Below are 24,832 nucleotides of genomic sequence, written 5' to 3' on the forward strand. Positions count from 1 at the left end.
CCAATTAGTTTACAGAATTAAGGAGTCCATCATGGATAAGAGTAAACGTCGTTTTATCAAAGGGGCCGCTGTAACGGGTGGTGTGGGATTATTTGCTGCGGGTTATAGCCATACATTAGCGCAAATAGGTAAAGGTGTCGTCAATGGTACTTCAGGAAAACCAACCCAAGATCCGCTGCATGGCAATTCCTTAGCACCTGAATACAAAGTCGATTTACAGTCAGGCCAGTTAATCAACAATGACGATCAACGCATCGCCAATACTATGTGCTTAGGTTGCTGGACCAAATGCGGCGTGCGCGCTCGTATCGATCAAAAAACCGATAAGATCATCCGTATCAGCGGCAATCCCTATCACCCACTGTCATCGCGGGAACATATCGATTTCGATACGCCGATAAAAACCGCCTTTGTCGGGCTTAGCGCCTTTCAAGAACAAGGTCTACAGGGGCGTTCCACCGCCTGCGCCCGCGGTAATGCCATGTTAGAACAATTAGATAGCCCACACCGCGTCACCCAATGCCTTAAACGCGTGGGTAAGCGCGGCAGCGGCCAATGGCAGAGCATTAGCTTTGAGCAATTGCTGAATGAAGTCGTCGAAGGTGGTAATTTATTTGGTGAGGGGCAAGTCGAAGGCTTAAGAGCGATTCGTAATATCGCCACGCCGCTCGACGCCAATAATCCAGAATACGGCCCTAAAGCTAATCAGTTACTGGTCTCAAACGCATCAGATGAAGGCCGCGATGCCATTATCAAACGCTTCACCTTCAACAGCTTTGGCACGCGCAACTTTGCCAACCACGGCGCTTACTGTGGATTTACCTACCGTGCTGGAGCGGGCGCTTTATTGGATGATTTGAAAAAATACGCCCACTTAAAACCCGATTGGGACCATAGTGAATTTTTACTCTTTATCGGCACGTCGCCGCAGCAATCGGGCAATCCCTTTAAACGCCAAGCAAGACAATTGGCTAACGCGCGTGTGAATAACACCAATTTCAGTTATGTGGTGGTGTCGCCCATGCTACCCAATACCTCGAATCAACCTTGCGCGGGTAACAATACTTGGCTGCCGATCCGCCCCGCCACCGACTCGGCCCTCGCCATGGGCATGTTGCGCTGGATTATTGATAACCAGCGCTATGCCGCCGATTTTTTGAGTGCGCCCAATGTCGATGCCGCAAAAGCATCAGGTTACCGTGGCTTCAGTAACGCAGGATTCTTGATCGTCAGCGAACCTACCCATCCAAGATATGGCCAATATCTCTTTGCCAGCGATCTTGGCTTACCTTTCGACGGCAAAGCCTACGGCGAGCAAGACTCGCAGTTGGTTGTCGATGCCGCGAGTGACAAGATAGTTTTGGCGAGCCAAAGTCAGAAAGCCAAGCTCGACGTTAACCAAAACGTCGACACACCTAAGGGAATGATTGCGGTTAAATCTAGTTTCCAACTGTTAAGTGAAGCGGCGCAGAGCTTCGAGATCGCACACTATGCCAAGGAGTGCGATATCAGCGAGGCGCAAATTATCGCCCTCGCGGATAAATTTACCAGCCATGGCACTAAGGCTGCGGTGATCTCCCACGGCGGCACAATGAGCGCTAATGGTTTTTATAGCGCGTGGGCAATCATGATGCTCAACGCCATGATAGGTAACATCAATTTAAAAGGTGGCGCATTAGCTTCCGGCGGTTCCTTTCCCGCCTTTGGTAAAGGCCCAAAGTATAATCTGCAGGAGTTTGACGGCATGGTCGAGCCTAATGGCGTATTCCTATCGCGATCTAAATTCCCCTACGAGAAAACCTCAGAGTATCGCCGTAAAGTCGAAGCGGGCGAATCGCCTTATCCTGCAAAGGAGCCTTGGTTTCCGATTTCATCACCCTTGCTTGGCGAACATTTAACGGCGGCGGTGCACGGTTATCCCTATCGACTCAAAGCATGGATTAACCACATGGGCAATCCGATTTATGGTCAAGCGGGCCTAGGTGAAGCCATTGGTGAACAACTGAAAGATCCCAAAGTGCTACCACTGTTTATCAGTATCGACAGCTTTATTAACGAAACCTCGGCGCTATCGGATTATATCGTGCCCGACACATTAACGTATGAGTCATGGGGTTGGAGCCCTTCGTGGCATGGGACTCTGACAAAAGAAACAACAGGTCGCTGGCCGATTGTCGAACCAAGGGTCACAAAAATGGCCAGTGGCGATGTGGTGTGCATGGAGTCTTTCTTGAGCCAAGTGGCGATAAAACTGCAACTACCTGGCTTTGGCGAAAATGCCGTTAAAGCCGCCGATGGCAGCTTACATCCGTTAACGCGCGCAGCGGATTACTCACTTTACGGCGCCGCTAACGTGGCCTATTTGGGCAAAGCCGTCGCCGATATCAACGCTGAGGACATGTATCTTAGCGGTGTGAGTCGTATTCAAAGTGAGCTCAACGCCAGACTCAAGCCAGATGAAGTCAAAAAAGTCAGCTACTTATTTGCCCGCGGCGGCCGCTTTGAAAATATGAGCGGTGCACGGGACGAAGTGGGTAATCCAACCAAGGTTTGGCCAAAACCTATGATGCTGTGGAATCCCGAAGTGGGCAGTCGCCGTAACAGTCTCACTGGGGAATTTATGAGTGGCTGCCCACGCTTATATCAACCCGCATTAGCCAATGGCACACCGCTCGATAAGGCGTTTAATAAATCACAATGGCCTTTGCTGATCAGTAGTTACAAATCCCACACCATGAGCTCTATGAGTATTGGCTCGGATCGTTTGCGCCAAGTGCACCCTAATAATCCGGTGCGGCTAAACGAGAAGACCGCCAGTCGACTTGGGATCAGCACAGGTGACACGGTCAAGATCAGCACGCCCAACGGTAGCGTGATTGCCTTAGTAGAATGTGTTGCCGGAGTGCACCCTGACTGCATCGCTATCGAACACGGTTATGGTCATAAGGAACTCGGCGCGCGGGACGTAGTGATCGACAACCTTAAAATCGCCGCCAATCCGCTGATCCGAGTAGGCATCAATATGAACGACTTGAATCTGTTTGATCCGAGTCGCCACGGCCGCTACCCGCTGGTGGATTGGGCAAGTGGCGCTTCGGCCAGACAAGGGCTGCCAGCTAAGATTGAAAAACTAAGCTAACCGCCGAGCATAGATGACACTTAAGAAGCTGCCCTTTGGCAGCTTTTTCTTTGGCGTCAATTCAATCTGATTAAGCCTAATCGCCTCATTAATGCTTTCTAGCTATGCCTATTCGCGAATAAACCGAGGAATAGTGATCTTTTTTACTCAATTTAGGTATATAGATCCCGATCACGCGTTTCATAGAAATAAACCACATATTAAAATCACAGCTATATTTATCAGTATATCTAGCTCGAAATATCGAGCTTTCAATAAAGAACTGCAGTTTTTGAGTCAGTTAGACTCATCAGGAGTATCTCAGTGTTCAACTCTTCATTACGTAAAAGCCTTGAAGTGAGCGAAAGCAAACGCCAAGAGGCAGAGTCGATCATCGACTCGATTAAACACAGTATTGCCACAGTAGAATTTACGCCTGATGGAATAATTCTCGATGCTAATGCGTTGTTTTTAAAAACGGTAGGTTATTCACTTAATGAAGTCGTAGGCCAACATCACAAGCTGTTTTGCTCGGCGGCTTATGGTAATTCTGCTACCTACCAGCAATTTTGGAGCAGTCTAAAAGCAGGTCATCCACAGGAAGGCAATTTTGCACGAGTGAATAAAAATGGCCAAGAGATCTGGCTTAGAGCCACTTACTTCCCCATAAAACAGGCAGGTAAAGTCGTTAAAATAATGAAAACAGCCTCTGATATCACCCAAGATAAGCACCAACTTGACGACCAAGCGGCCATTTTTAATGCCTTGAATCGCTCGCAAGCCATTATTGAATTCACTACCGATGGCACGATTTTGAAAGCCAATACTAACTTCTTAAAGACAATGGGCTTTAGCAAAGAGCAGATTATTGGTAAACACCATCGTATTTTCTGTTTTGATGAGTTTTATCGACAAAATCCACACTTTTGGGACGATCTAAAGCAAGGTCGATATAGCAGCGGTCTCTTTGAACGTAAAAATGCTTATGGCGATTCGATTTGGTTAGAAGCGGCATACAATCCTATTATGGATGAGCAAGGTAAAGTGGTTAAAGTAATTAAATTTGCGAGCGATATCAGCAAGCGGATCGAGCAAAGCCACGCTGTACGTGAAGCCGCCAATATTGCACTGACCACGTCACAACGTACCGTCGAGCAAGCAGAACAAGGCGTACATTTACTCAATGCGACGGTAAATACCTCTAATGCTATTGCCGAGCAAACCCATAAAGCGACCTTGGCGATAACTCAACTCAATGAACAATCTCAAAGTATTCAAGCCATAGTCGCAACCATTAGTTCGATTGCCGATCAAACTAATTTACTGGCATTAAATGCCGCAATTGAGGCCGCACGAGCGGGGGAACAAGGCCGAGGTTTTGCCGTTGTCGCCGATGAAGTAAGGCAGCTTGCTTCCAGAACCAGTAAATCAACCAGTGAGATTGCCGCCGTCGTCACTAAAAATACACAACTCACCACAAGTGCAACTAGCATGATGAACGAAGTTGAAGGTATTGCACTGGAAGGAAAACAACAGTTAGCGGAGGTAACATTAGTAATGGGAGAAATACGTAGCGGCGCGGAAAACGTCTCAGCAATCGTGTCGCAGCTATCAGTCAATAACAATTAATTGCTAACATTTAATCGCGCTATCAAGGATTGCATGGCGCTTTATCTAAAAGACAAAACGCCAACCTATTGCTTTTACGTCAATCAATAATCAGTTTTACGACCTTCATAGGTGGCGCGCATTTGCTGTACTAATGGCTCGTCGTAAGCACGTAATCCACTCATCACTAAGGTTTTGATACCTGTGCCAACTAAAGTGTCGCCACTGTGTAATTCAAAGTGCAATGTCACATCGCCACGTTTACCGTCGATTTTTAAATCTTGGCCAACGAGTGATAAGGTCACTTGCACAAAATCGAGAGTAGTTAAGTCAAACGACATACTTTCGTAAATCACTAAAGGCCGTTCTGGGTTGATCATCACTTGATGTTGTTTCATCAAAGGGATCAGAATATCGATAAAATTATGCCCAGAGAAAGCAACATATTGACGAATAAAGGATTCGGTCTGCGCATCGCAACAACTCACATCGCCATGACGGCTGACATTAAGATAGGTTTTTTCACGACTATCGCGAATCGAAAAACTCTCGCTCACTTGTTCAGGGAATTGCAGTTCGACGCTATCACCCACCATACCCGCAAAGCTAAACTTCATGCTCTGGCTCAAACCATATTGAGTCAATACTAGGGCAAACAGTAAATCTCCCGGTACGCAAAAGCGTTTTGCCCCCACATCGTGGATAGGATTAAAGTCCTGCGCAATTTTCTTCGCGAAGTCACTGGCTTGTTGTGCTGAAACGGAAATAGCTTGATTTTGCTTAGAAAAATAAGGCGCTAGAAACATACAAACTCTATTTGTAATAACTCAATACAGGGATGGATAACAAAATTATCACGAGTCTACCTTAAAATAGGTATTTAACTCACCCGATGACTTGACCCACGTAAGGCGTACAAAGTAACACCCTGCCCACATTTGTAAAGCCAAACAAATAACAGGGGTATCAGGATCTGTTGACGTTTCAGGTTTATTCTGCAGATATTAGGCGGGATTTTATGCAAGATAGAGCCTGTATGGCGAGATGACGCGACATATAACAGCCGATAATGCCGCAGAAATGTTAGCTAAATAAGGCCGTTTTCATCACTCGTGACTCATTTAAAATAACTCAACATCATTTATCGTTTGGCGAGCAATACCTTGTCAGAACAAATAACATCTAAAACGTAAGTATTGCCTAGCCACCGATAAGCCAAGGAATAAATCGTTAGACCTTTTTAAATTCACGCTTTAACTGAAAACCATCGTCAGTGGCTAACTGCTCTAGCACTTCGATACGCTGACGAAGGATGGCTAACTCGGTCTGAAAAGCTTGGTTTTCTGCCACTTGCTCACGAGTCGACACACCTTGTTTGTTGCGAATTTTCATTATAGCGACCACATATCCGCCAACAATTGCGAGTATTGGGATAAGTAAAGCGAGGGCACCAGTGTTCATAGTCATTTCCTTTATCTATTGGCGTTATCGTTATCAAGCTCAACATTTAGGTCTGCTTATGACGCTTAATCAATGTCAAAGTCAGAACATGGAAATAAGTATGCGCAAGACAACCGCAATCAACCAGTGACAAAAGTCATGAGATTTAGCGAAAAAGTGTCATTCTTTATCAAAACTATCCACAACAATAGCGCCCATAGAGGCTGGCATAGTGATCACTATGATCCGTTTTATAGAGGTTAGTGGGTCCTCAAAAAAGGGCACTTTATCGAGGCAAAGCAGCACGAGGAAAACCACAAGGGCAGTGAGCAAATACGCCACCACGATACGAAAAATAAACACAGGAACGCGGGAAGCAATATTCTGTTGGAACACGCTGTGATAGGTGAATACCCCAAGAAAGAGCAGCGATAAACTAAAAAGCATACCGATATTCAATAAAGGTAAAGTCTCACCGAGATGCCACGCTTCCTCAGAAAATGCAACGGGAACCGCAAGGGCAAAAGCCCCTACGCAAACTTGGCTCGCATCTTCGGTGTTAAAACTAAATTTCATGCTGATCGCTCCCTAATCTTCCAATCTATTTGATTAGTCGAAAATAACGTTCGGTGAAGATGCGCTTATTACTGGGGTATTAAGTGCGATACAACACTTTAACCACATGCCAGCCAAACTTAGTTTTCACTATATGTGGCACCAGTAATTCACCTGAAAATGCAACCTTATCGAACTGTGGCACCATTTGGCCTTTTTTGAACTCGCCTAAATCGCCACCTTTTTTGGCCGAAGGGCAAGAGGAAAAACGCTTAGCGAGCACAGCAAAATTAGCACCATTATTCAGCTGCTTAACAATATCCTCAGCCTGTTCTTTGTGTTTCACTAAAATATGCACAGCGGCAGCGGTTTTAAACATGTCATTTCTCACTTTGGATTAACGTCCCGTGCAAAGGGAAGATTAGCGCCCCGAGTTTGCCCTCGATCACACCACTTCCATCGGCACAGGTTCTACTGACTAAAAGGTTTAATATCCAACGCATAAGTGCGTTATTGGCCCATTATCGACCCTATTAACCTAGAAAATTTTCTGCCACCACTGCAAAGGGTCGCCGCAGTTATTCACTGGACGATAGGTCGCAGCTAATGCCGGAAGCGCATCGACATTGCTGCAAGTGGATTCCTTAGCCACACCTGTATCTCGGTCAAAAAAGCCCTTCACTACGCCGCTTACAGGGATTGAGCGCAGACTAATAGGTGGACGTTCCTTTAAGAAGGCAAGATACACGGCCATGGCGCCACTGCTACCATACAAACTGGTTTTGCCGTTATCGTCACGACCAACCCAAATGGCGGCGACGTTACGCTCATCAAAGCCCGCAAACCAAGAGTCGCGGCTGTCGTTACTGGTGCCAGTCTTACCCGCAAGTCCAACGCCAGGGAAAGCATTACCTAAACGCGTCGCCGTTCCCGTATTCACCACTTGCTGCATAGCAAATTGAATTAAGAAATCTGTCTCAGGTGCTATAGCTTGCTCTTTAGGCAATCGCGTCACTGGCAATGGGTTCTTATCAGAATCTAGCACAGCGGTCACTGTGGTTAACTTACGGTAAACACCGCTATCAGCTAAGGTTTGGTACACTTGCGCTACCATTAATGGCGAGCCATTGACGGCGCCGAGTAACATGGAGGGATACTCGTTTAACGGCTCCTGCCAACCCGATTTAGCCAATGTTGTGGCGACCGCATCCACACCCACAGCAATTCCAAGATTTACCGTCGGTACGTTCATCGACTTTTTCAATGCCGTTAACAAAGGCACCTGACCACTGAACTTCTTATCAAAGTTTTGTGGTGACCATGTCTTACCTTGCTCGCTTTTTAAGGTAATAGGTTGATCTTTAAGAGGGGTCGCTAAGGTAAATTGGCTATTAGGTGCCAAAGCCGTAGCATACACAAAAGGCTTAATTAACGAGCCAATAGGACGACGAATTTCAACCGCGCGGTTAAAGCCATCAAATCCCGGGGTTTTATCGCCGACCATAGCCGCAATACCGCCCGTGTATTTGTCGGTCACGACCATACCAATCTGCAATGATTTATTGCTCTTATCTAAGCTTTTGAGGGTTTGAGTCACCGCAATTTCGGCTGCTTCTTGGGCCATAGGATCGAGCGTGGTATAGATTTTCACCCCAGATTGCTTCAATAGCGCATCGCCATAACGCTCGTTCACTTCCTGTTTTACCAAGGCGAAGAAGGAAGGCAATTTTTGATGTGCTGGTTTATTGAGATTACGGATCCCTAAGGGTGACTCTACCGCCACCTTGTACTCAGCCGTGGTTAAATCCCCCGCATCCATTAACAAACGCAATACTAGATCACGGCGTTCTTGAATACGATCCGGATATTTCCATGGATTGTAGTAAGACGGTCCCTTAATCGCAGCCACTAAGAATGCCTGCTGGGAAATAGTCAACTCACTGATAGGACGGCCGAAATAGAAACGTGAGGCCAAACCCATACCATGGACGGCGCGGGATTTATCCTGCCCCATATACACTTCGTTAAGATACGCTTCGAGGATTTCGTCTTTGCTGTAACGAAAATCAATAATCACCGCCATTAAGGCTTCGCGCACCTTACGCAGCAAGGAACGCTCACTCGAAAGGAAAAAGTTTTTCGCTAACTGCTGAGTTAACGTCGAGCCACCTTGCACAGTGCGACCGGCGCTGATGTTCACAAAAGCCGCGCGCGCAATCGCGAATGGATTCACACCATGGTGTTCATAAAAACTACGATCTTCCACCAGCAGTAACGCCTGCACGATCGACTTTGGCATTTCTTCGGTCGGCACAAACAGCCTGTCTTCACCATCGCCAGTAATAATACGGTCGAGCAATACAGGCTCAAGGTGGAATACGGCGAGTTGACGCTTGTCTGAGACTCGAGTGACCGAACTGATGCCATTGCTGTCGAAGCTGATCATGACTCTTTGTTCGACTTGATCGCCTTCAGGATGCAAAAACGGTCGACGCCACAATTCAATACGAGTGCTCGATGCCGAAAACTCTCCCACTTGGCGTGGGTTAGCGACTTTGCGATAGCCGAGCAACTTAAGCTCAGCCATCATTTGCGGATGGCTGACTGCCGCACCAGGGTACAGCGCCATAGAACGACTAAACACCTGTGCTGGCAAATGCCATTTTTGGCCTTCAAATTTTTGCGCAATAATTTGATCAAGATAAATGCTGTAAAAAGTCACTACAGCTAATCCAGCCAAGCCTAATTTCCAACTGATAGACCAAATTCGTCGAAATAAACCGCGGCCATGATTAGCCCGACGGGAAGCGGGTGATTTTTTTGTCGTCTTAGTTGTCATATCTACTTCATCATTCATGCATTTAAAGACATCAGCCATAGGCACAAAGCTAACGTGGTGCGAATCAAAGTGTTTCATAACAAAATGTTATAAAACCAGCGGCGTGGTGCTAGGGCTGAGCTAAACCCAAGGTTTTCTTCTTGGTAAATTTTGTCGGCAGTGTATTCACAGGATCGTCTGGCCACAGATGTTTTGGATATCGACCGCGCATTTCCTTCTTAACTTCCACATAAGGTCCCTGCCAAAAACTGGCTAAATCCGCCGTCAAAGCCAATGGGCGCTGGGCCGGAGAGAGTAATTCCATCGTCACCTTTAGCTTGCCCTGCGCCAACATAGGACTCTGCGCCATGCCAAAGGTTTCTTGCAGACGTACACGCAGCAGCACACGTCCAGACTCGTCGTATACTATTGGCGCAGAGGTACCGGTGACTAACGGCCAGGAAGTTGGCAATAACTCGTCAAGTCGCTGTTTCTGCTGCCAGCTCAAACAGTTTGCCACAAAACCAAAGCAATCAAGCTTAACTAATTGCGGCAGATTATTCACATTTTCGAGGTAAGGCGCCAGCCAAGTTTCTAGGCTCGCTAATAATGCTTCATCATCAACCTTGGGCCAGTCACTGCCCGCGTCGAACTCAGTTGCCAGTTTGAGCCTGTGTTGAAACTGTTCTAAGTTAGCGTTCCAATTAAGGATTTGTAATCCTTGCTGGCGAATATAGCCCAGTAAGGCCGCGACAATTTGCTTACGTTCAGGCTTAGCAATCGTCTCAGTTTTCACTAAAATTTGTCCGACCTTGTATTGGCGCTGCGCAATCACTCGACCTTTAGCTTCATCCCAGCCACAGATCTCATGAATGTCCAGCAAACCTTTTAGCTCGCCGTCGAACAAGCTTGGCTGAAGCTGACTCGCTAAGTAAATCCGCCCAGCGTTTCGGCCTTCAGTTTCTTGAAAATCCGCCACCACCATCCACGGCGTTTGCGCCAATGCATCATCGGCTGCGAGCACGACGCCAGTACCATTGGCTAATTGGTAGCCCTCAACACCGCGGGCTTTAGCGATACGATCCGGATACGCAAGTGCTAATAATAACCCCACATCGCTGTGGTGTGCATGGGTCGCTATCTTAGACAAATCCGCCGCTAATCCTAGCTTTTTCTGCCACTGTTTTGCTTGTTGCCCAGCTTGTCCATGACAGGCAAAGTGCAGGTAATTCATGATATCGGCGCCCTTTTTAGGCAAACCGCGCGCCTCTAAAACCCCCGACAACAAGCAGGCCAAACTGCCCAATTGCGTTGCTTGTTCGTTAGCATTATTGACTCCCCCATTGTTTGCACCCAAACTTTTTGCGCCCAATAACATATGAGCAAGCCTTGGGTGACACCCTAGCTCGTAGGCCGCTTTACCGTGGGGAGTGAGTTTATTTTGAGTATCGACCATACCTAAATCTTGTAACAGTTTCCACGCCAACGCCTCATGCACACTTGGCGGCGGCGTTAACAACATCAAGTCGCTAAAGGATTTTGCGCCCCAGTAAGCACAATCGTGGGCCATAGCCACCAGATCCGCTTGGCTGATCTCGGGTTCATCGGCCCTGAGCATGCGGCCATGTTCTTCTTGGCTCCACAGGCGAACACACACACCCGCTGATAAACGTCCGGCGCGGCCACTGCGCTGGGTTGCGGAGGCTTGGCTAATACGTTTCAAACCTAAGCGGGTGACACCGGTTTTAGGGTTAAAACTCGCTTGTCGTTTATAGCCACTGTCGATAACAAACCCTATACCTTCAATGGTTAAACTCGATTCCGCCACGTTAGTCGCTAGCACGATTTTGCGCCTGCCATCTATAGTTGCAGCGATCGCGCTATCTTGCTCGGCACCTGAAAGTTCACCATAAAGAGGGCAAATCAAAAAAGCATCGTCCGCTAAGCGCTCGCGCAAAAACTGCTGTAATCGTAAGATCTCCCCTTTACCGGGTAAAAACACGAGCACGGCATTATTGGCAGCCGTTTTATCAACACTGGCACTGCTGCTGGCCGAGACCAGTTCGAGCACGCAGCGGCCGAGGTGATCGATCCAATGCTGCTGAGTTGGCACAGGGCGATATTCGATGTCGACAGGAAAACTCCGGCCTTCGCTGTGCAAGGTCACCGCTTCTGGCATGAGTTCAGCTAAGGCAAGACCAGATAGAGTCGCTGACATAGCTAATATCTTTAAATCGTCCCGCAGTGAAGCTTGCACTTCGAGCGCTAGGGCAAGACCTAAATCTGTGGTGAGGTGACGTTCATGAATTTCATCGAAGATGATCATTCCAATCCCAGTTAACTCGGGATCTTGTTGGATCATTCGCGTCAGTATGCCTTCGGTGACAATTTCTAAACGGGTATTGGCGCTGATTTTAGCTTCACCGCGGACGCGATAGCCGACTTCTTGCCCCACCTTTTGCTGGCGACAGCTGGCAATATAGTGCGCCACACTACGCGCCGCGACACGCCGCGGTTCGAGCATTAAAATGCGTCCGCTGATTTCAGGCCAATCCAACATAGCCAAAGGTAACGCCGTTGATTTACCCGCACCTGTCGGTGCCTCGAGGATCACTTGGGCGTGACGAGAAAAAGCCGCGCGCAGCGGAGCTAATAAGCTATGAATAGGTAGAGAGTTCAAGAAAAAGACATCAGCGGCCAACACAGGGCGTCAGTGTACTAACAATCGGCTTTGAGTACCATTTCGCAGCAAACATTATCAAGTCAGTGCTGACATAAGTAACAGCTCAAGGCTGCCATGCCCAAGATTACAGCTGTGGATAGGGAGCAAAAATCTCACGCTTTTCGAGCCAAGGTTGACTGAGCCCTGACTGTAGTTCAGCTAAGCGTATCGGTTTATTGATGGCGTAACCTTGAGCATAGTCGACGCCTAAGGCTTGCAATTTCCAACCTATTTCTTGGGATTCGACAAATTCAGCAACCACATCAAACCCCATATCTTGACCAAGTTGGCAGATGGATTTTACGATCGCCTGATCCGCAGAGTCTTCGCAAATATTGACGACAAATTGGCCATCAACCTTTACAAAATCCACATTGAGGCGCTTAAGGTAAGCAAAGCTAGAAAAGCCTGCACCAAAATCATCGAGGGCTAATTTACAATTGAGTGGACGAAGTATCTCGAGTAACTTTGTCGCTTGATCAAGCTGACTCACAGCCGCGGTTTCTGTGATCTCGATGCAAAGCTTATCCACCAGCTCAGGTTCGGCCATCAAACGCATTTCTAGCCAATTCATAAACTCATGATCGCCCAAAGAGGTTGCCGACAGATTCACAGACACAAGATCCAATTGCTGCCAAATATCTAAATGACTACCACCCCACTTGAGCAAATTATCGATCACCCAAAGATCAATCTTAGAAGCCAAGTTGTATCGCTCGGCGGCGGGTAAGAAGATAGCAGGAGACACTATAGTGCCGTTAGTCTGCACCATACGCAGTAGGATCTCTAAATGTAAGCCAGTTTCCTCGCGGTTTAACGGCACTATGCTTTGAAAATAAAGCTCGAATTGGTTTAACGCGAGTGCGCCGACGATATCAACAGAGGCCATCATCTCGGTGTAGAGACGGTTCATTTTAGGATCGCTCGCACTGTATAAATGCCAGCCATTTCGGCCTTGATCCTTCGCTAATCGACAAGCAGCGTCAGCTTGACTCATGACGGTATAAATATCGGCAGATTTTTTATCTAGCCTAGCAATCCCCATACTAACACTGACATTGTGACTACGACTTTCCCAAATAAACTCATGATTTGCTAACTGGGTACAAATCCGCTTAGCAATCTGTTTCGCAGAATCCACATTGCAGTAATGCATCAGGATACCAAACTCATCGCCCCCTAAACGGGCAACAATATCGCCTTTACGTACGAGCTGTTTCAAACGTAATGCGACTTGGCAAAGCAGTTTATCGCCCGCCTGGTGGCCACTGATATTGTTAATGACTTGGAATTGGTCTAAATCGAGAAACGCCACGCAAATAGGCATATCGTCGTGGGCGTGTAGTAGGTTTTCTAATAGAGCTTCAAAATGTAGCCGATTAGGTAAACCCGTCAGTGCATCATAATTGGCATGGAAGGATAACTCATCGGCTAAGCGGTACTTTTCACTGACATCTTCGGCAATCATGACTAAAGTATCTTTATCGCCGCTAATCTGGCTAAAACTCAGTTTTAACCAAGTTAATTGATGAATTGATTTTAAAGGTAATTCACACCAAGCTTGGCCGAGCACGCCTTCTCGTACCACATGTAAGGTATCGGTTAGCATGGCGTGCTCTTCCTCACGCACCATGTCGAATAAATCATAGCCATGTTGAATTGGCAGGGTTTGCAGAGCGACTTTATTCAGCATAGTCAATTGATCATGCTTATCTAACAAGGCGCAAGATAAGGGCAACTGGTTGAATACTTCACAATATTTATGTTCACTGGCAAGCATGCTTAAAGCAATACGCGTCAATTCCATCGCAGAGCCAATCATCACAGCGGCGTGATTAAACTCACTTATAAACTCTTCGCTCCATTCACAACATTCTGAGCAATTCACCGCGCCCAGCGCAATACGGGTTTCGCCAAACACGACTGGCGGCAATACTAATAGACTCTTGACGTCCCAATCCCTTAATAAAGCTCGCTCAGCCTGAGCATCGGCAGGCAAGGTATTCACATCAGCCAGATTTAATAGACGCGGAGTACGGACAAGAGAGCGAAAAAATGGCATTCGTGCCAAGGGCCAGACTCGTGTCTGTTGGCCTTGGGCAAATTGAGGTTTTAAATACAGATTACGCGTGCGTAAACGATCCAGTGACTGGCTTCCGGTTAATACAAATACCCCGTCACAATGCAGTTGCAAAGTAATAGTCTCAAGCGCTCTGTCAACATTCTGCTCTAAGGTTTCTAGCGGGGATTCACTAAAAATACTGACCAAAGCCTGTTGGAGTGGATTAGCTAAACCTACTGACATGAAAAGTCTCTTCCTTACCTAAAAATCCATTTAAGGTATTATCGACGTGCATTAAGTATAGGCTCACAGTGAATTAAACGTCTGCTTGAGTCACAAATTAGCTGATAAATTCAACAGCTAGATTAACGCTCAAAGACGCTAAACGTCAAAGTGTTCCCAGAGATAATCCGTGTTGAACGCCACAAAGGACGATAAACCGATGCAACAAAGGCTATTTCTCGGCTTCGCGCCTACCGCTGCACAAATGACAAGGCTGAGTGATTTACAGCAGCAACTGATTTGCCACCTCAATCCGGAGGCGAAAGCGGTTAGCGTCAGTAATATGCATTTAACGCTCTGCTTTTTAGGACAAGTGGACGACGGGCAACGCATCGCCCTCCTTGATGCAATTGACCGCTTAGCTAAGCCTAGATTCAACACTCAGCTTAACCAGCTCGACTTATGGCCCAATGCCCAAGTTTGTTGCTTGAAAGGCGATGACGTTGAGCCGCCGTTAGCGCAATTAGCTAAACAGACGCAAGAAATTGCCGACCGACTGCAATTGCATCGGAATGAGCACAGCTTTTGCCCGCACATCAGTTTATTTAGAAAAGCAAAACAATGGACACTAGATGAGTCGGCTTTATTGCAACTCAAAGGTATGAATACGCTGACGTTAACGCCCGATAATTTGCATTTATACCATTCAAAAAGCACAAGCACGGGTGTCGAATATCACATCCTAGATTCTTGGGCGCTCGGTGAGCCTTAAATCAAAAACAAAAAGCCCGAGTATCCACTCAGGCTTTATTTTTAAACTTATGAATCAATACTAAAATAAAAATAGCAGTTAACTAGAGAGCGATGATGAAGAAATACCTATTCGAGTAAACGTAAGGTTTCGCGATAGGCACGCTTTTGCTCGTAGGTTTGTAACCGCAGCATAAACTCATCAGTCTTAGTCATTTCAGCATTCATTTTCAACGCTTCGATCGCTTTCTGCTGCGTCGAAATAGCAGCACCAAAATCGCCTAACTCCGCATAAGCCGCGGCTAAATTATCAAGATTTGTAGGATCGTTTTCATTCACTTTGAGTAATTTTAAGGACAACTCGACCGCTTTATTGCCATCACGATATTCTGCTTCGGGACAAGTTGCTAAAATCCACGCCACATTGCCCAAAGCAACATCATCACCCACTTGGGAAAATTGCTCGACCGCTTTACCGCAGTTGCGCTGCACACCGTCACCGCCAGATGCATAAATAAAGCCTAAACGGAATTGAGCCCAACGACTGCCCTGCTCACTCAACGCTTTATACCAATGCTCAGCAACTGACAAGTCACGCTTGATCAATTGGCCTTCAAATGACAGATCCGCTAAGGTTTGCTGCGCTTTTTCATGTTGTTGTTCGGCGGCAAGTGAGATCCAGTGCAATCCAGTCGGCACTTCTTGCGACACAAAACGTCCAGAGAGATACATTAATCCCAGCAAAAATTGAGCATCGGCATCACCTTGCTCTGCCGTCACTTGAATATGCACAAACTTACTGGCCGCAAGTTCAGCTGCTGGCTGCGGGATAGAAAATGCGTGCGCCGCAGAGCTCAGCCCAATTGTTAAGCTTAAACCTGCACCTAAAACCCATAATCTGTATTTCACTTGCTTACCTCTCTTAAAAACAACTGCCCTCAAAGTTAGCCAGAATTAACCCCATAAGTCGAGCCTAAATACACACAAACCTCAGGATAATGGGGGAAACTAAGCCAAATGGAATGTCAAATTTAAAAAGTGAAACATGTTATTGTGTAATTTAGTGGCATATTTTATTCATAATCTATAATAAAACTGCTGAAATAGACTGGTAAGATGTGATTAACTCGACAGAGTTAAGTGAATCCAGCGAGTTTCATACCGATTTAGTTGACTTAAATCACTAAAGTAGCAAAATAAGCTCTAATTTTAGATGTTTAATTGCATTTATTCACTTATTCTAAACTAAGACTTCCATCAAGTTTTTGTAAGTTTAATTGACGTAAAATGTTTAATTAGCATATTCTTACTTTCGTTTTAATCAATCGAGGAACACCACATGGCACTGATTGGTAAACCAAAACCTGATCCAACTTTGGAATGGTTTTTATCACACTGTCACATTCATAAGTACCCTGCAAAGAGCACTCTTATCCATGCTGGTGAAGACTCAGATACCCTTTATTACATAGTAAAAGGTTCTGTAGCGGTATTGATTAAAGATGAAGAAGGTAAGGAGATGATCCTTTCTTATCTGAATCAAGGTGACTTTATCGGTGAACTAGGTTTGTTTGAAGAACAAGCCGAACGTACCGCTTGGGTTCGTGCTAAGCAAGCTTGTGAAATCGCTGAGATTTCATATAAGAAATTCAGACAGTTAATTCAAGTTAACCCTGAAATTCTGATGAAGCTGTCTGCACAAATGGCCTATCGCCTACAAAGTACCAGCCAGAAAGTGGGTAACCTTGCATTTTTAGACGTTGCAGGCCGTATTGCTCAAACTCTATTGCATCTGGCTAAACAACCTGATGCTATGACACACCCTGATGGCATGCAGATTAAGATCACTCGTCAAGAGATAGGCCAAATCGTTGGCTGTTCACGGGAAACTGTGGGTCGTATCTTGAAGATGTTAGAAGAACAGAATTTGATCCAAGCTCATGGTAAGACAATCGTGGTATACGGTACCCGTTAAGTTAGTCTTCAGCTTGATTTAAGCCTGCCTTATTAAAGTGGCCTAGAATAAATTCTAGGCCATTTTTTATTGGGGAGCTCAAATGAAACGGCTGTTTTTAATCTGTTTTTTCAGCCTATTCACGCTGGTGCATCCAATAATCTTGCATGCCGAACCTATTGAATTAGAACATTATCAAGCCAAGGCGTTAGTTAACTCTGGGCAAATATTGTCCTTAAACGGTACACTCGCCGTAGTAAACCAATTTTGCCAAGGTGAACTAATTGATGCTCATCTCTATCAAGAAGATCATAAATGGCGCTATGATTTGCAAATCAAAGTTCAGCGTGGCCAAATCGTTAATCTCAGTATTGATGCAACAAATGGTCAAGCCGATCAATCAATAGCACTACCGAGCGAATGTCGAAAACATGAAACTGTTACTCGTTGAAGATAACCCAATGCTAGTCACCGAGCTGGAGAAACAACTCAAACTCGCTGGCTATGTAACCGATATTACAGACAAAGCGCTTGAAGCCGATTATCTGATCAAAGAAACCCAATACGATTGCGTAATCTTAGACATAGGTTTGCCCGATGGCAACGGCCTCGAACTGCTCGAAGGCTGGCGAAATCAAGGGATCAGCACTCCAGTCATCATGCTGACGGCCCGCAGCCAATGGCATGAAAAAGTAGAAGGTTTTAATGCTGGCGCCGACGATTACTTAGGTAAACCTTTCCACGCCCAGGAATTATTGGCCCGAATCCAAGCTTTAATCCACCGTGCACATGGTCGTCTAAACACCTCAAGTAAACAATTGAGTTATGGTGGCGTGGTTTTAGATGAAGCAGAGCAAACGGTAAAAGTGGCCGAGCATCTGTATGAACTCACAGCAATGGAATTCAGGCTGTTAAAAATCTTCCTCATGTCACCTAAGAAGCTGCTATCTAAGACGCAGCTAACCGATAAGCTCTATCAGTTTGACGATGAAAAAGAGAGTAATGTGGTCGAGGTGTATGTCACCCATCTACGCAAGAAACTGGGTAAAACCACGATCGAAACCCGTCGCGGCCAAGGTTACATCTTCCACGGCATTATTGAATGATCTCGATCCGCACTAAGCTCAGTTTATGGTTAACTGGCTTACTCGTGTTAGGTACTGTGATTGGACTGATACTGTTTGAGTCCATGCTACGTCAGGCCTTCCACGACTCTATTATCAATCGCTTAGAAGAAGATCTCGAACATATCATGCTGGCAACCCATATCCACGATGGGGAGATCAGCATAGATCAAAGCCAGCTTTCCAGTTTCTACAAGCCCGCCTATTCAGGCCGTTATTTTCAGCTTAACCTGCCAAATGAAGTGATTCGCTCACGCTCCCTGTGGGATATGCAGTTAGATATCGAGCCACTGGCACCGAATCAAACCCGCGTCTGGCAAGCTAAAGGGCCAAAAAATAACGATATGCAGTTGTTATCACTGGGATTAAATTCCAGCAGTGCCAATGTCAGCGCCACCTTAACCGTTGCGCAAGATTTGAGTATCGGTAGACGTGTGTTTAGCGAGGTTTATGGCACTAAGCTTGGTGTCAATCTGGCGATGTTAGTTGCTATGATCGCGGGGATATTCTTGATCCTACGTCAATCCTTTAAGCCAGTTAAGCACATACAGCACGCACTTTCTCGGCTAAGACAAGGGGAAATTAACGCGCTTGAGCTCAATAATATTCCCCCCGAAGTACAACCATTAGCAAAAACCTATAATGAACTACTTGAGTACACAGCCAAGCAAATTGAACGTAGCCGCAATAACTTAGGTAATTTGAGCCATGGGCTCAAAACGCCACTTGCCGTGATGCAGCAACAGGTTGAAGCTCTTGGCCTCAAAGATCCTGAAACTGCCATTGCCCTGCAGCAGCAACTTGATTCGATTCACAAGATGGTCGAGCGTAAACTGGCTGCGGCGAGGATCACTGGCGACATGCTCCCCGCAGCGCAATTGGTTATCCCTAGGGATTTACATAGCCTAGCCAACACGCTAAATAAGGTTCACCGCAATAAATCCATTGAATGCAATTTCGAACTCGATCCCAATATTCTCAGACTGCCTATTCACAGAGAAGATGGCATGGAGCTCTTAGGCAACCTGCTAGACAACGCCTTTAAATGGGCCCAGAGCCGAGTCAGCATTCAGCTATCGCGTCAGCAAGAGCGTCTCTGCCTTTGTATTGATGATGATGGTCCAGGGGTTGCTGATGATGAGCTAGATAAGCTCACACAAAGAGGAACAAGGCTTGATGAGTCAGTGATGGGTCACGGTTTAGGATTATCAATAGTGAAAGAAATTGCCGAGCAATACGAGATTGAACTGCAGTTTAATCACAGCACTCGCTTAGGTGGATTGAGGATCGAGCTGACCTTTAGCTAGCCCAGGCTATGCCAATCGTATTAAATGCCTTGTTTGAAATATCCATAAAAAACGCCATCGAATTGATGGCGTTTTTTTTATGCAGAAAGCAATTTGAGGACGTTAGGCTTTATTCACATTGGTGCTTTCAAAAATCTTGTCGGCAGACGCCGCCACAAAGCCTGTGTAGAGCTCGCCATTAGCCATAGGATAACGTAGCGCAAACTCATAGAAACAGCTTGGGATTTCCACTGTCGCGTCAGTAAATTCAACACCAATTTTATCGGCCATAGTCGACGATTGTTCTAATAATACTTCTGGCGAACCTTTGATCTCACCACCTGAACTATTGAGCACAAAGCCCGCTTGCTTCAGTGCTTCATTCACTGACTCTAAAGTCTCAAAACCGTCGAGGTGATTGATAGACACAGTGAAATGGTTAGCGCGATAACCAAAAGCCGCTACCCAAGCTGCGTATTCACTCTCAGTTAATAAGTCCTGATAGGTTTTAGCATCTAAAGACCAATGACGGCCTGAGTAAATAAAGTTGTCCGCCGTTGTCGCTGCTGCTGCATCCACTTGGGCGATTAAGCCTTGAATAGTTTTTTGCAGTGCAGGGCTAAACTCTTCAACCAACAGCTCAGAGATAAACACTTTAGGCTGAGTCGAGTCTGGATGTTCAAAATGCTTAGCGATCAGTTTTTTCTGTTCAAACTTATAATCACCGCAAGGTACATAACCTAACGAAGTGAAATGCTTAGCCAGCACATCCAAATTCACCTTAGCGATATTGAAAGTACGCAGGGCAATATGGTCGTTGATGATCGGCTTACCATGACCCAACAAAGCGTGCACTTTTGCCGCAGAAGGGGTCATTTGAATATAGTCTTGCCACAGAGCGGCAAATAACGCGTTGATGTCGGTATGCATAAAAACTCCTTTTATTGTGCTGCGGTTATTGCTGTTATTTTGCCGCAAACACTAAATGTAACGACCTAAATGCCACTGTTGCAGCGTCACACATACCCACAGTAGAAACTCAAGTAACGTTACTGCTTGTTATTAAAAAGGAAGAACATTAGTCCTTCCTCCTCTTGCCCACATATTCTTTACCACATAAAAGTCAAATCTCTACCCGCTTACAAGCTCAAACCTGGGCTTAATGTCGCGGGTAAACTCACGGCATCAGCCTCGACAGAAGCGACCGGATAAGCACAGTAATCGGCGGCATAGAAAGCACTCGCTCTGTGGTTACCCGAAGCCCCAACACCACCAAAAGGTGCCGCGCCAGATGCGCCAGTGATTTGTTTGTTCCAGTTAACAATGCCAGCACGAATACGCGCGAGGAAATAGTCATAATCTTCACGGCTATCGGCAAGTAATCCCGCAGACAAGCCGTAACGCGTTTGGTTAGCCAATTTGATCGCTTGATCGAAATCACTGTAACGCACTAGCTGCAGTAGAGGTCCAAAGTATTCTTCATCCGGCAATGCATCGATCGCTGTCACATCGATAAGGCCAGGAGACACTAAGCCTGTACCCGCTTCTAGATGGGTCAACTCGACCAAAGACACACCGCCTAAGTTCAGCAAATTCGCCTGCGCCGCAACCATACCTTTGGCGGCAGTTTCAGAAATCATTGAGCCCATAAAAGGTTGTGGCTGCACATTCCAAGGACCGACTTTAATCTGTTTAACCGCATCGACTAACATGGCAATCAGCGCATCGCCCTGCTCGCCTTGCTCGACATATAAACGGCGCGCACAAGTACAACGTTGGCCAGATGAAATATAAGCCGACTGCAAAATATCGTGCACTGCGGCCTTAATATCCTGCACACCTTTGATGATCAGTGGGTTATTGCCTCCCATCTCAAGTGCTAAAATTTTGCCCGGATGACCGGCATATTGTTGATGTAAAAAATGACCTGTGCGTGAGCTACCGGTAAAGAACAGACCATCGAGCTGCGGGTGTGAAGCCAGCGCTTTACCCGTATCAACCTCACCTTGGACTAAGTTAAGTACGCCAGCTGGCAGACCCGCTTTATCCCATAGGCTGACCATCAACTCGGCGACTTTAGGCGTGAGCTCTGAAGGTTTGAAAATCACGGTATTCCCAGCCAGCAGCGCAGGGACTATGTGGCCGTTCGGCAAATGACCAGGGAAGTTGTAAGGACCGAACACCGCCACAACACCGTGGGGCTTATGGCGGATAACCGCACGCCCTGCTGGCGTATCGTTGGCTTCAGTGCCCGTACGTTTATTGTAAGCCGCAGCCGATAAAGCAATTTTGCCTATCATAGCGCCGACTTCAGTCGCGGTTTCCCACTGAGGTTTACCGGTTTCTTGGGCAATCGTTTCAGCCAGTTCCGCTTTATTGGCTTCGAGTTGGCTGCGATACGCTTCAACTATGGCTAAACGCTCATCGAAACCTAACATAAACCAATCAAACTGTGCGGCGCGCGCGGCATCAACGGCGGCATTAACTTGTTCTGCAGTGGCCGTTTTACCGGTCCAAATAGATTGTGCATTGGCAGGGTTAATTGAGGTCACGTCATGACCTTTGCCAGCATGCCACTGGCCTTGAATATAATGTGTCATTGGTTATTCCTACATTGCCAAAATACGGATTTGATCGCCTTTTGCGAGTAACAAACCCGCTGCCAGCTCAGGGCTAATGATGATATGTTCGGATTTGTCGTCCACGGCCAGTGCGGCAGACGTCGCTCGGTAATTGGCTAATTGGGTATTTGAGATAATAAATTGAGTGTCGGCTTCGACCATGTCACCAATATCGACGGTCAATAAACGACTTTCACGCACGCCGCGAATGTCCGATAAACGACACTCAACAGTTGGACCACCATCAAAAATATCCACATAACCGCGGCATCTAAAACCTTCGGCCTGCAGCAGACTTAATGCCGGACGGGTATTGGTATGCACTTCGCCAATCACTTTCTGCGCTTCTTCCGGCAACAGACATACGTAGACAGGATTTCGTGGCATCATTTCGGCCATAAATGCCTTTTTACCTAAGCCAGAAAGATAATCCGCCTGAATAAAATCTATGCCCAAAAAGTGTTTTTGCAACCAACCATAAAAAGGTGAATGCCCCTCAGCGTCGCTTACACCGCGCATTTCGGCAATCACAGTTTCGCCAAAACGCTTCGCATGTTGAGCTAAAAACAGAAAGCGACTGCGGGATAACATGCGGCCATTGTTGCCCTTGCGATATGCTTCACGCAAAAACAGCGTACACATCTCAGCAGCGCCAGTGTAGTCATGGCAAAGGGTGAGTGTTTCGACCTCGTTACGCACATCAATTTGTTCGGAATGATAGACTTCGGTACCGAGTCGATAATGGTAGAACGCATCTTCCATTCCCACCGCCGCTTCGATGGCGCACGTTCCCACCACTTCACGGGTATCGGTATCTTCCAGCACCATCAGATAACCTTCATCGAAGGGAGTCTCTACGGCTTTGACGAATGAGGCTTCTGCTCGAGCAATTTTATGTCTGAGCAGATCCGCATTCACAGGTAATGACGTAAAACCATGACCAGACTCTTCGGCAATTTGATATAAGGCCTCAAAATCACCAGCCTGAATAGGACGTATGATTAACATCTTAGTGTCTCCTCACTTTGGCTTACCGTGCATCAAGGCACCTCTCTTTAAAAAGACAGGCAGTGATGCAGGTAAGTATTCCCTGACAAAAAAGGAGTGCGAATAAATTCAGCACTCCTTTGGTCATTTAGGCGGCAGCTATGCTCGCCACAGCACGTTCAAAACGAGCTAGACCTTCAGCAATATCTGCCTCAGGGATCACCAGAGAAGGAGCAAAACGCACCACGTTAGCACCCGCCATCAGGCTCATTAAGCCTTCAGCGACAGAGGCCACCAAAAAGTCGCGTGAACGACCTTGGTATTGTTCATTAAGAACGGCCCCTAAGAGTAAACCTTTACCGCGGACTTCTGAAAAAACATGATATTTTTCATTGATTTTGTTCAAACCATCACGCAATAACTGCTCGCGATGTTTTACGCCATCTAACACTTCAGGTGTGTTCACTACATCTAACACAGCATTACCGATAGCGCAGGCTAATGGGTTACCACCGTAGGTAGAACCGTGAGTGCCCACTTTTAAATGCTCGGCAATCTCAGCCGTTGTCAGCATAGCTGCGATAGGGAAACCACCACCGAGCGCTTTAGCTGTGGTTAAGATGTCAGGCACGATTTCAGTACCCATGTAAGCGTAAAGTTCACCAGTACGGCCCACACCCGTTTGGACTTCATCAAAAATCACTAGTGCATTGTGCTTATTAGCCAATTCACGCACGGCTTTTAGGAATGCAGGATCGGCATCGATAATACCGCCCTCGCCTTGCAGCGGCTCAAGCATGATGGCGCAAGTCTTATCGGTTACTGCGGCTTCTAAGGCGGCAACATCGTTAAATGGCAGGTGAGTAATGCTCTGCGGCTTAGGACCAAAACCATCGGAATAGGCAGCTTGTCCACCGACACTGACGGTGAAGAATGTACGTCCGTGGAAAGCTTTATCGAACGCTATGATTTCATCTTTCTCAACGCCATGTTTTTCTAAGGCATAACGACGGGCAAGTTTTAATGCGGCTTCGTTGGCTTCGGCGCCAGAGTTGGCAAAATACACTTTGTCGGCAAACGTGCTATTAACTAATTTAGTCGCTAATGCTAAGGCAGGCTCATTCGTCATTACGTTTGACAGATGCCATAATTTTTCACCTTGTGTCTTAAGGGCATTCACAAGGGCTGGATGACAGTGACCTAAGCAATTTACCGCAATACCGCCAGCAAAATCGATAAACTCGTTACCCTCTTGGTCCCAAACTCGGCTTCCTTCGCCACGAACAGGGATCACGGCAGCAGGCGCATAATTAGGCACCATCACTGCGTCAAACTGGGCACGGTCCAACTTCATATCAACGCTCATTCTTCTTCGTCCTTTGTGTTTGTTTAACGGCGCCTTGCACCGTCAGAGTCCCATAGGTATCTTTATCTAGAGTTAGTGATACTGGGATTGCTTGTGTCTATTAATAACCATTATTAGCGAAAATGTGATCAAAATACCAGTTTTTCACAAACATCAATCCACGCACTTCCACCCAAAGTGCATAAAGATTGCAGTTTAA

General features: G+C 46.5%; 19 protein-coding genes. 7 read left to right on the forward strand and 12 right to left on the reverse strand.

All coding sequences use genetic code 11. From position 1 onward, the window contains the following. The first annotated feature begins 31 nt into the window (after window positions 1-31). Together L5M28_RS06120 and L5M28_RS24140 are read left to right on the forward strand one after the other, a co-directional pair. Window positions 32-3,139 carry a tetrathionate reductase subunit A gene (locus tag L5M28_RS06120; protein ID WP_263202759.1) on the forward strand — a complete coding sequence of 1,036 codons (3,108 nt, stop codon included), beginning with the start codon at window positions 32-34 and terminating at the stop codon, window positions 3,137-3,139. A 303-nt stretch (window positions 3,140-3,442) separates the two neighbouring features. Continuing rightward, window positions 3,443-4,747, forward strand: coding sequence for a methyl-accepting chemotaxis protein (locus tag L5M28_RS24140; RefSeq protein ID WP_168827655.1), 1,305 nt, complete (start codon window positions 3,443-3,445; stop codon window positions 4,745-4,747). Window positions 4,748-4,830: 83 nt separating this feature from the next. Here L5M28_RS24140 and L5M28_RS06135 read toward each other — a convergent pair whose 3' ends face one another. From L5M28_RS06135 to L5M28_RS06165, 7 genes are all read right to left on the reverse strand, one after another. Then, window positions 4,831-5,532, reverse strand: coding sequence for a DUF3581 domain-containing protein (locus L5M28_RS06135; RefSeq protein ID WP_113939131.1), 702 nt, complete (start codon window positions 5,530-5,532; stop codon window positions 4,831-4,833). Window positions 5,533-5,956: 424 nt separating this feature from the next. Next, window positions 5,957-6,187 carry a hypothetical protein gene (locus L5M28_RS06140; RefSeq protein ID WP_113939132.1) on the reverse strand — a complete coding sequence of 77 codons (231 nt, stop codon included), beginning with the start codon at window positions 6,185-6,187 and terminating at the stop codon, window positions 5,957-5,959. Window positions 6,188-6,346: 159 nt separating this feature from the next. Further along, window positions 6,347-6,742 carry a DUF2391 family protein gene (locus L5M28_RS06145; protein ID WP_105250257.1) on the reverse strand — a complete coding sequence of 132 codons (396 nt, stop codon included), beginning with the start codon at window positions 6,740-6,742 and terminating at the stop codon, window positions 6,347-6,349. Window positions 6,743-6,821: 79 nt separating this feature from the next. Beyond that, a complete protein-coding gene (locus L5M28_RS06150) occupies window positions 6,822-7,100 on the reverse strand; it encodes a peptidylprolyl isomerase (RefSeq protein ID WP_006084190.1) in 279 nt (92 codons plus the stop codon). Window positions 7,101-7,259: 159 nt separating this feature from the next. Next, complete coding sequence (gene mrcB / locus L5M28_RS06155) at window positions 7,260-9,578, reverse strand: penicillin-binding protein 1B (RefSeq protein WP_173248724.1); 2,319 nt, start codon at window positions 9,576-9,578, stop codon at window positions 7,260-7,262. Window positions 9,579-9,669: 91 nt separating this feature from the next. Then, entirely contained in the window at window positions 9,670-12,243 is a 2,574-nt protein-coding gene (gene hrpB, locus L5M28_RS06160; protein ID WP_263202761.1) for an ATP-dependent helicase HrpB, read from the reverse strand. A 103-nt stretch (window positions 12,244-12,346) separates the two neighbouring features. Further along, on the reverse strand, window positions 12,347-14,566 hold the full coding sequence (locus L5M28_RS06165) for a putative bifunctional diguanylate cyclase/phosphodiesterase (RefSeq protein WP_263202763.1): 2,220 nt from the start codon (window positions 14,564-14,566) through the stop codon (window positions 12,347-12,349). Window positions 14,567-14,765: 199 nt separating this feature from the next. Between L5M28_RS06165 and thpR the strand changes: the two genes are divergently transcribed. Next, window positions 14,766-15,317, forward strand: coding sequence for an RNA 2',3'-cyclic phosphodiesterase (thpR, locus tag L5M28_RS06170; protein WP_263202765.1), 552 nt, complete (start codon window positions 14,766-14,768; stop codon window positions 15,315-15,317). A gap of 107 nt (window positions 15,318-15,424) precedes the next feature. Here thpR and L5M28_RS06175 read toward each other — a convergent pair whose 3' ends face one another. Next, the gene (locus L5M28_RS06175) at window positions 15,425-16,204 is read right to left on the reverse strand and encodes a tetratricopeptide repeat protein (protein WP_105250260.1); all 780 of its coding nucleotides are present in this window, start codon (window positions 16,202-16,204) and stop codon (window positions 15,425-15,427) included. A 430-nt stretch (window positions 16,205-16,634) separates the two neighbouring features. On the opposite strand from L5M28_RS06175, the gene crp reads away from it, so the two are divergent. From crp to L5M28_RS06195, 4 genes are all read left to right on the forward strand, one after another. Then, window positions 16,635-17,270 (forward strand): cAMP-activated global transcriptional regulator CRP, encoded by a 636-nt coding sequence (crp, locus tag L5M28_RS06180; protein ID WP_006080082.1) that lies wholly within the window; start codon window positions 16,635-16,637, stop codon window positions 17,268-17,270. A gap of 82 nt (window positions 17,271-17,352) precedes the next feature. After that, window positions 17,353-17,700, forward strand: a complete 348-nt coding sequence (locus L5M28_RS06185) for a PepSY domain-containing protein (RefSeq protein WP_105250261.1) — start codon at window positions 17,353-17,355, stop codon at window positions 17,698-17,700. Beyond that, the gene (locus tag L5M28_RS06190) at window positions 17,681-18,355 is read left to right on the forward strand and encodes a response regulator transcription factor (RefSeq protein WP_263202766.1); all 675 of its coding nucleotides are present in this window, start codon (window positions 17,681-17,683) and stop codon (window positions 18,353-18,355) included. The genes L5M28_RS06185 and L5M28_RS06190 overlap by 20 nt, the downstream gene beginning before the upstream one ends. Beyond that, complete coding sequence (locus L5M28_RS06195) at window positions 18,352-19,680, forward strand: ATP-binding protein (protein WP_113939137.1); 1,329 nt, start codon at window positions 18,352-18,354, stop codon at window positions 19,678-19,680. Before L5M28_RS06190 ends, L5M28_RS06195 begins: the two co-directional genes overlap by 4 nt. Window positions 19,681-19,782: 102 nt before the next feature. Here the strand turns inward: L5M28_RS06195 and L5M28_RS06200 are convergent, their stop codons facing one another. From L5M28_RS06200 to L5M28_RS06215, 4 genes are all read right to left on the reverse strand, one after another. After that, a complete protein-coding gene (locus L5M28_RS06200; RefSeq protein ID WP_263202767.1) occupies window positions 19,783-20,589 on the reverse strand; it encodes a DUF1338 domain-containing protein in 807 nt (268 codons plus the stop codon). 209 nt (window positions 20,590-20,798) lie between these two features. After that, the gene (gene astD / locus L5M28_RS06205; protein WP_263202769.1) at window positions 20,799-22,259 is read right to left on the reverse strand and encodes a succinylglutamate-semialdehyde dehydrogenase; all 1,461 of its coding nucleotides are present in this window, start codon (window positions 22,257-22,259) and stop codon (window positions 20,799-20,801) included. A 9-nt stretch (window positions 22,260-22,268) separates the two neighbouring features. Beyond that, entirely contained in the window at window positions 22,269-23,288 is a 1,020-nt protein-coding gene (gene astA / locus L5M28_RS06210) for an arginine N-succinyltransferase (RefSeq protein WP_105250266.1), read from the reverse strand. 127 nt (window positions 23,289-23,415) lie between these two features. After that, window positions 23,416-24,633 (reverse strand): aspartate aminotransferase family protein, encoded by a 1,218-nt coding sequence (locus L5M28_RS06215; RefSeq protein WP_105250267.1) that lies wholly within the window; start codon window positions 24,631-24,633, stop codon window positions 23,416-23,418. Between the last annotated feature and the right edge of the window lie 199 nt (window positions 24,634-24,832).

The organism is Shewanella sp. SW32 (assembly GCF_025653365.1).
Taxonomy (GTDB): domain Bacteria; phylum Pseudomonadota; class Gammaproteobacteria; order Enterobacterales; family Shewanellaceae; genus Shewanella; species Shewanella oncorhynchi.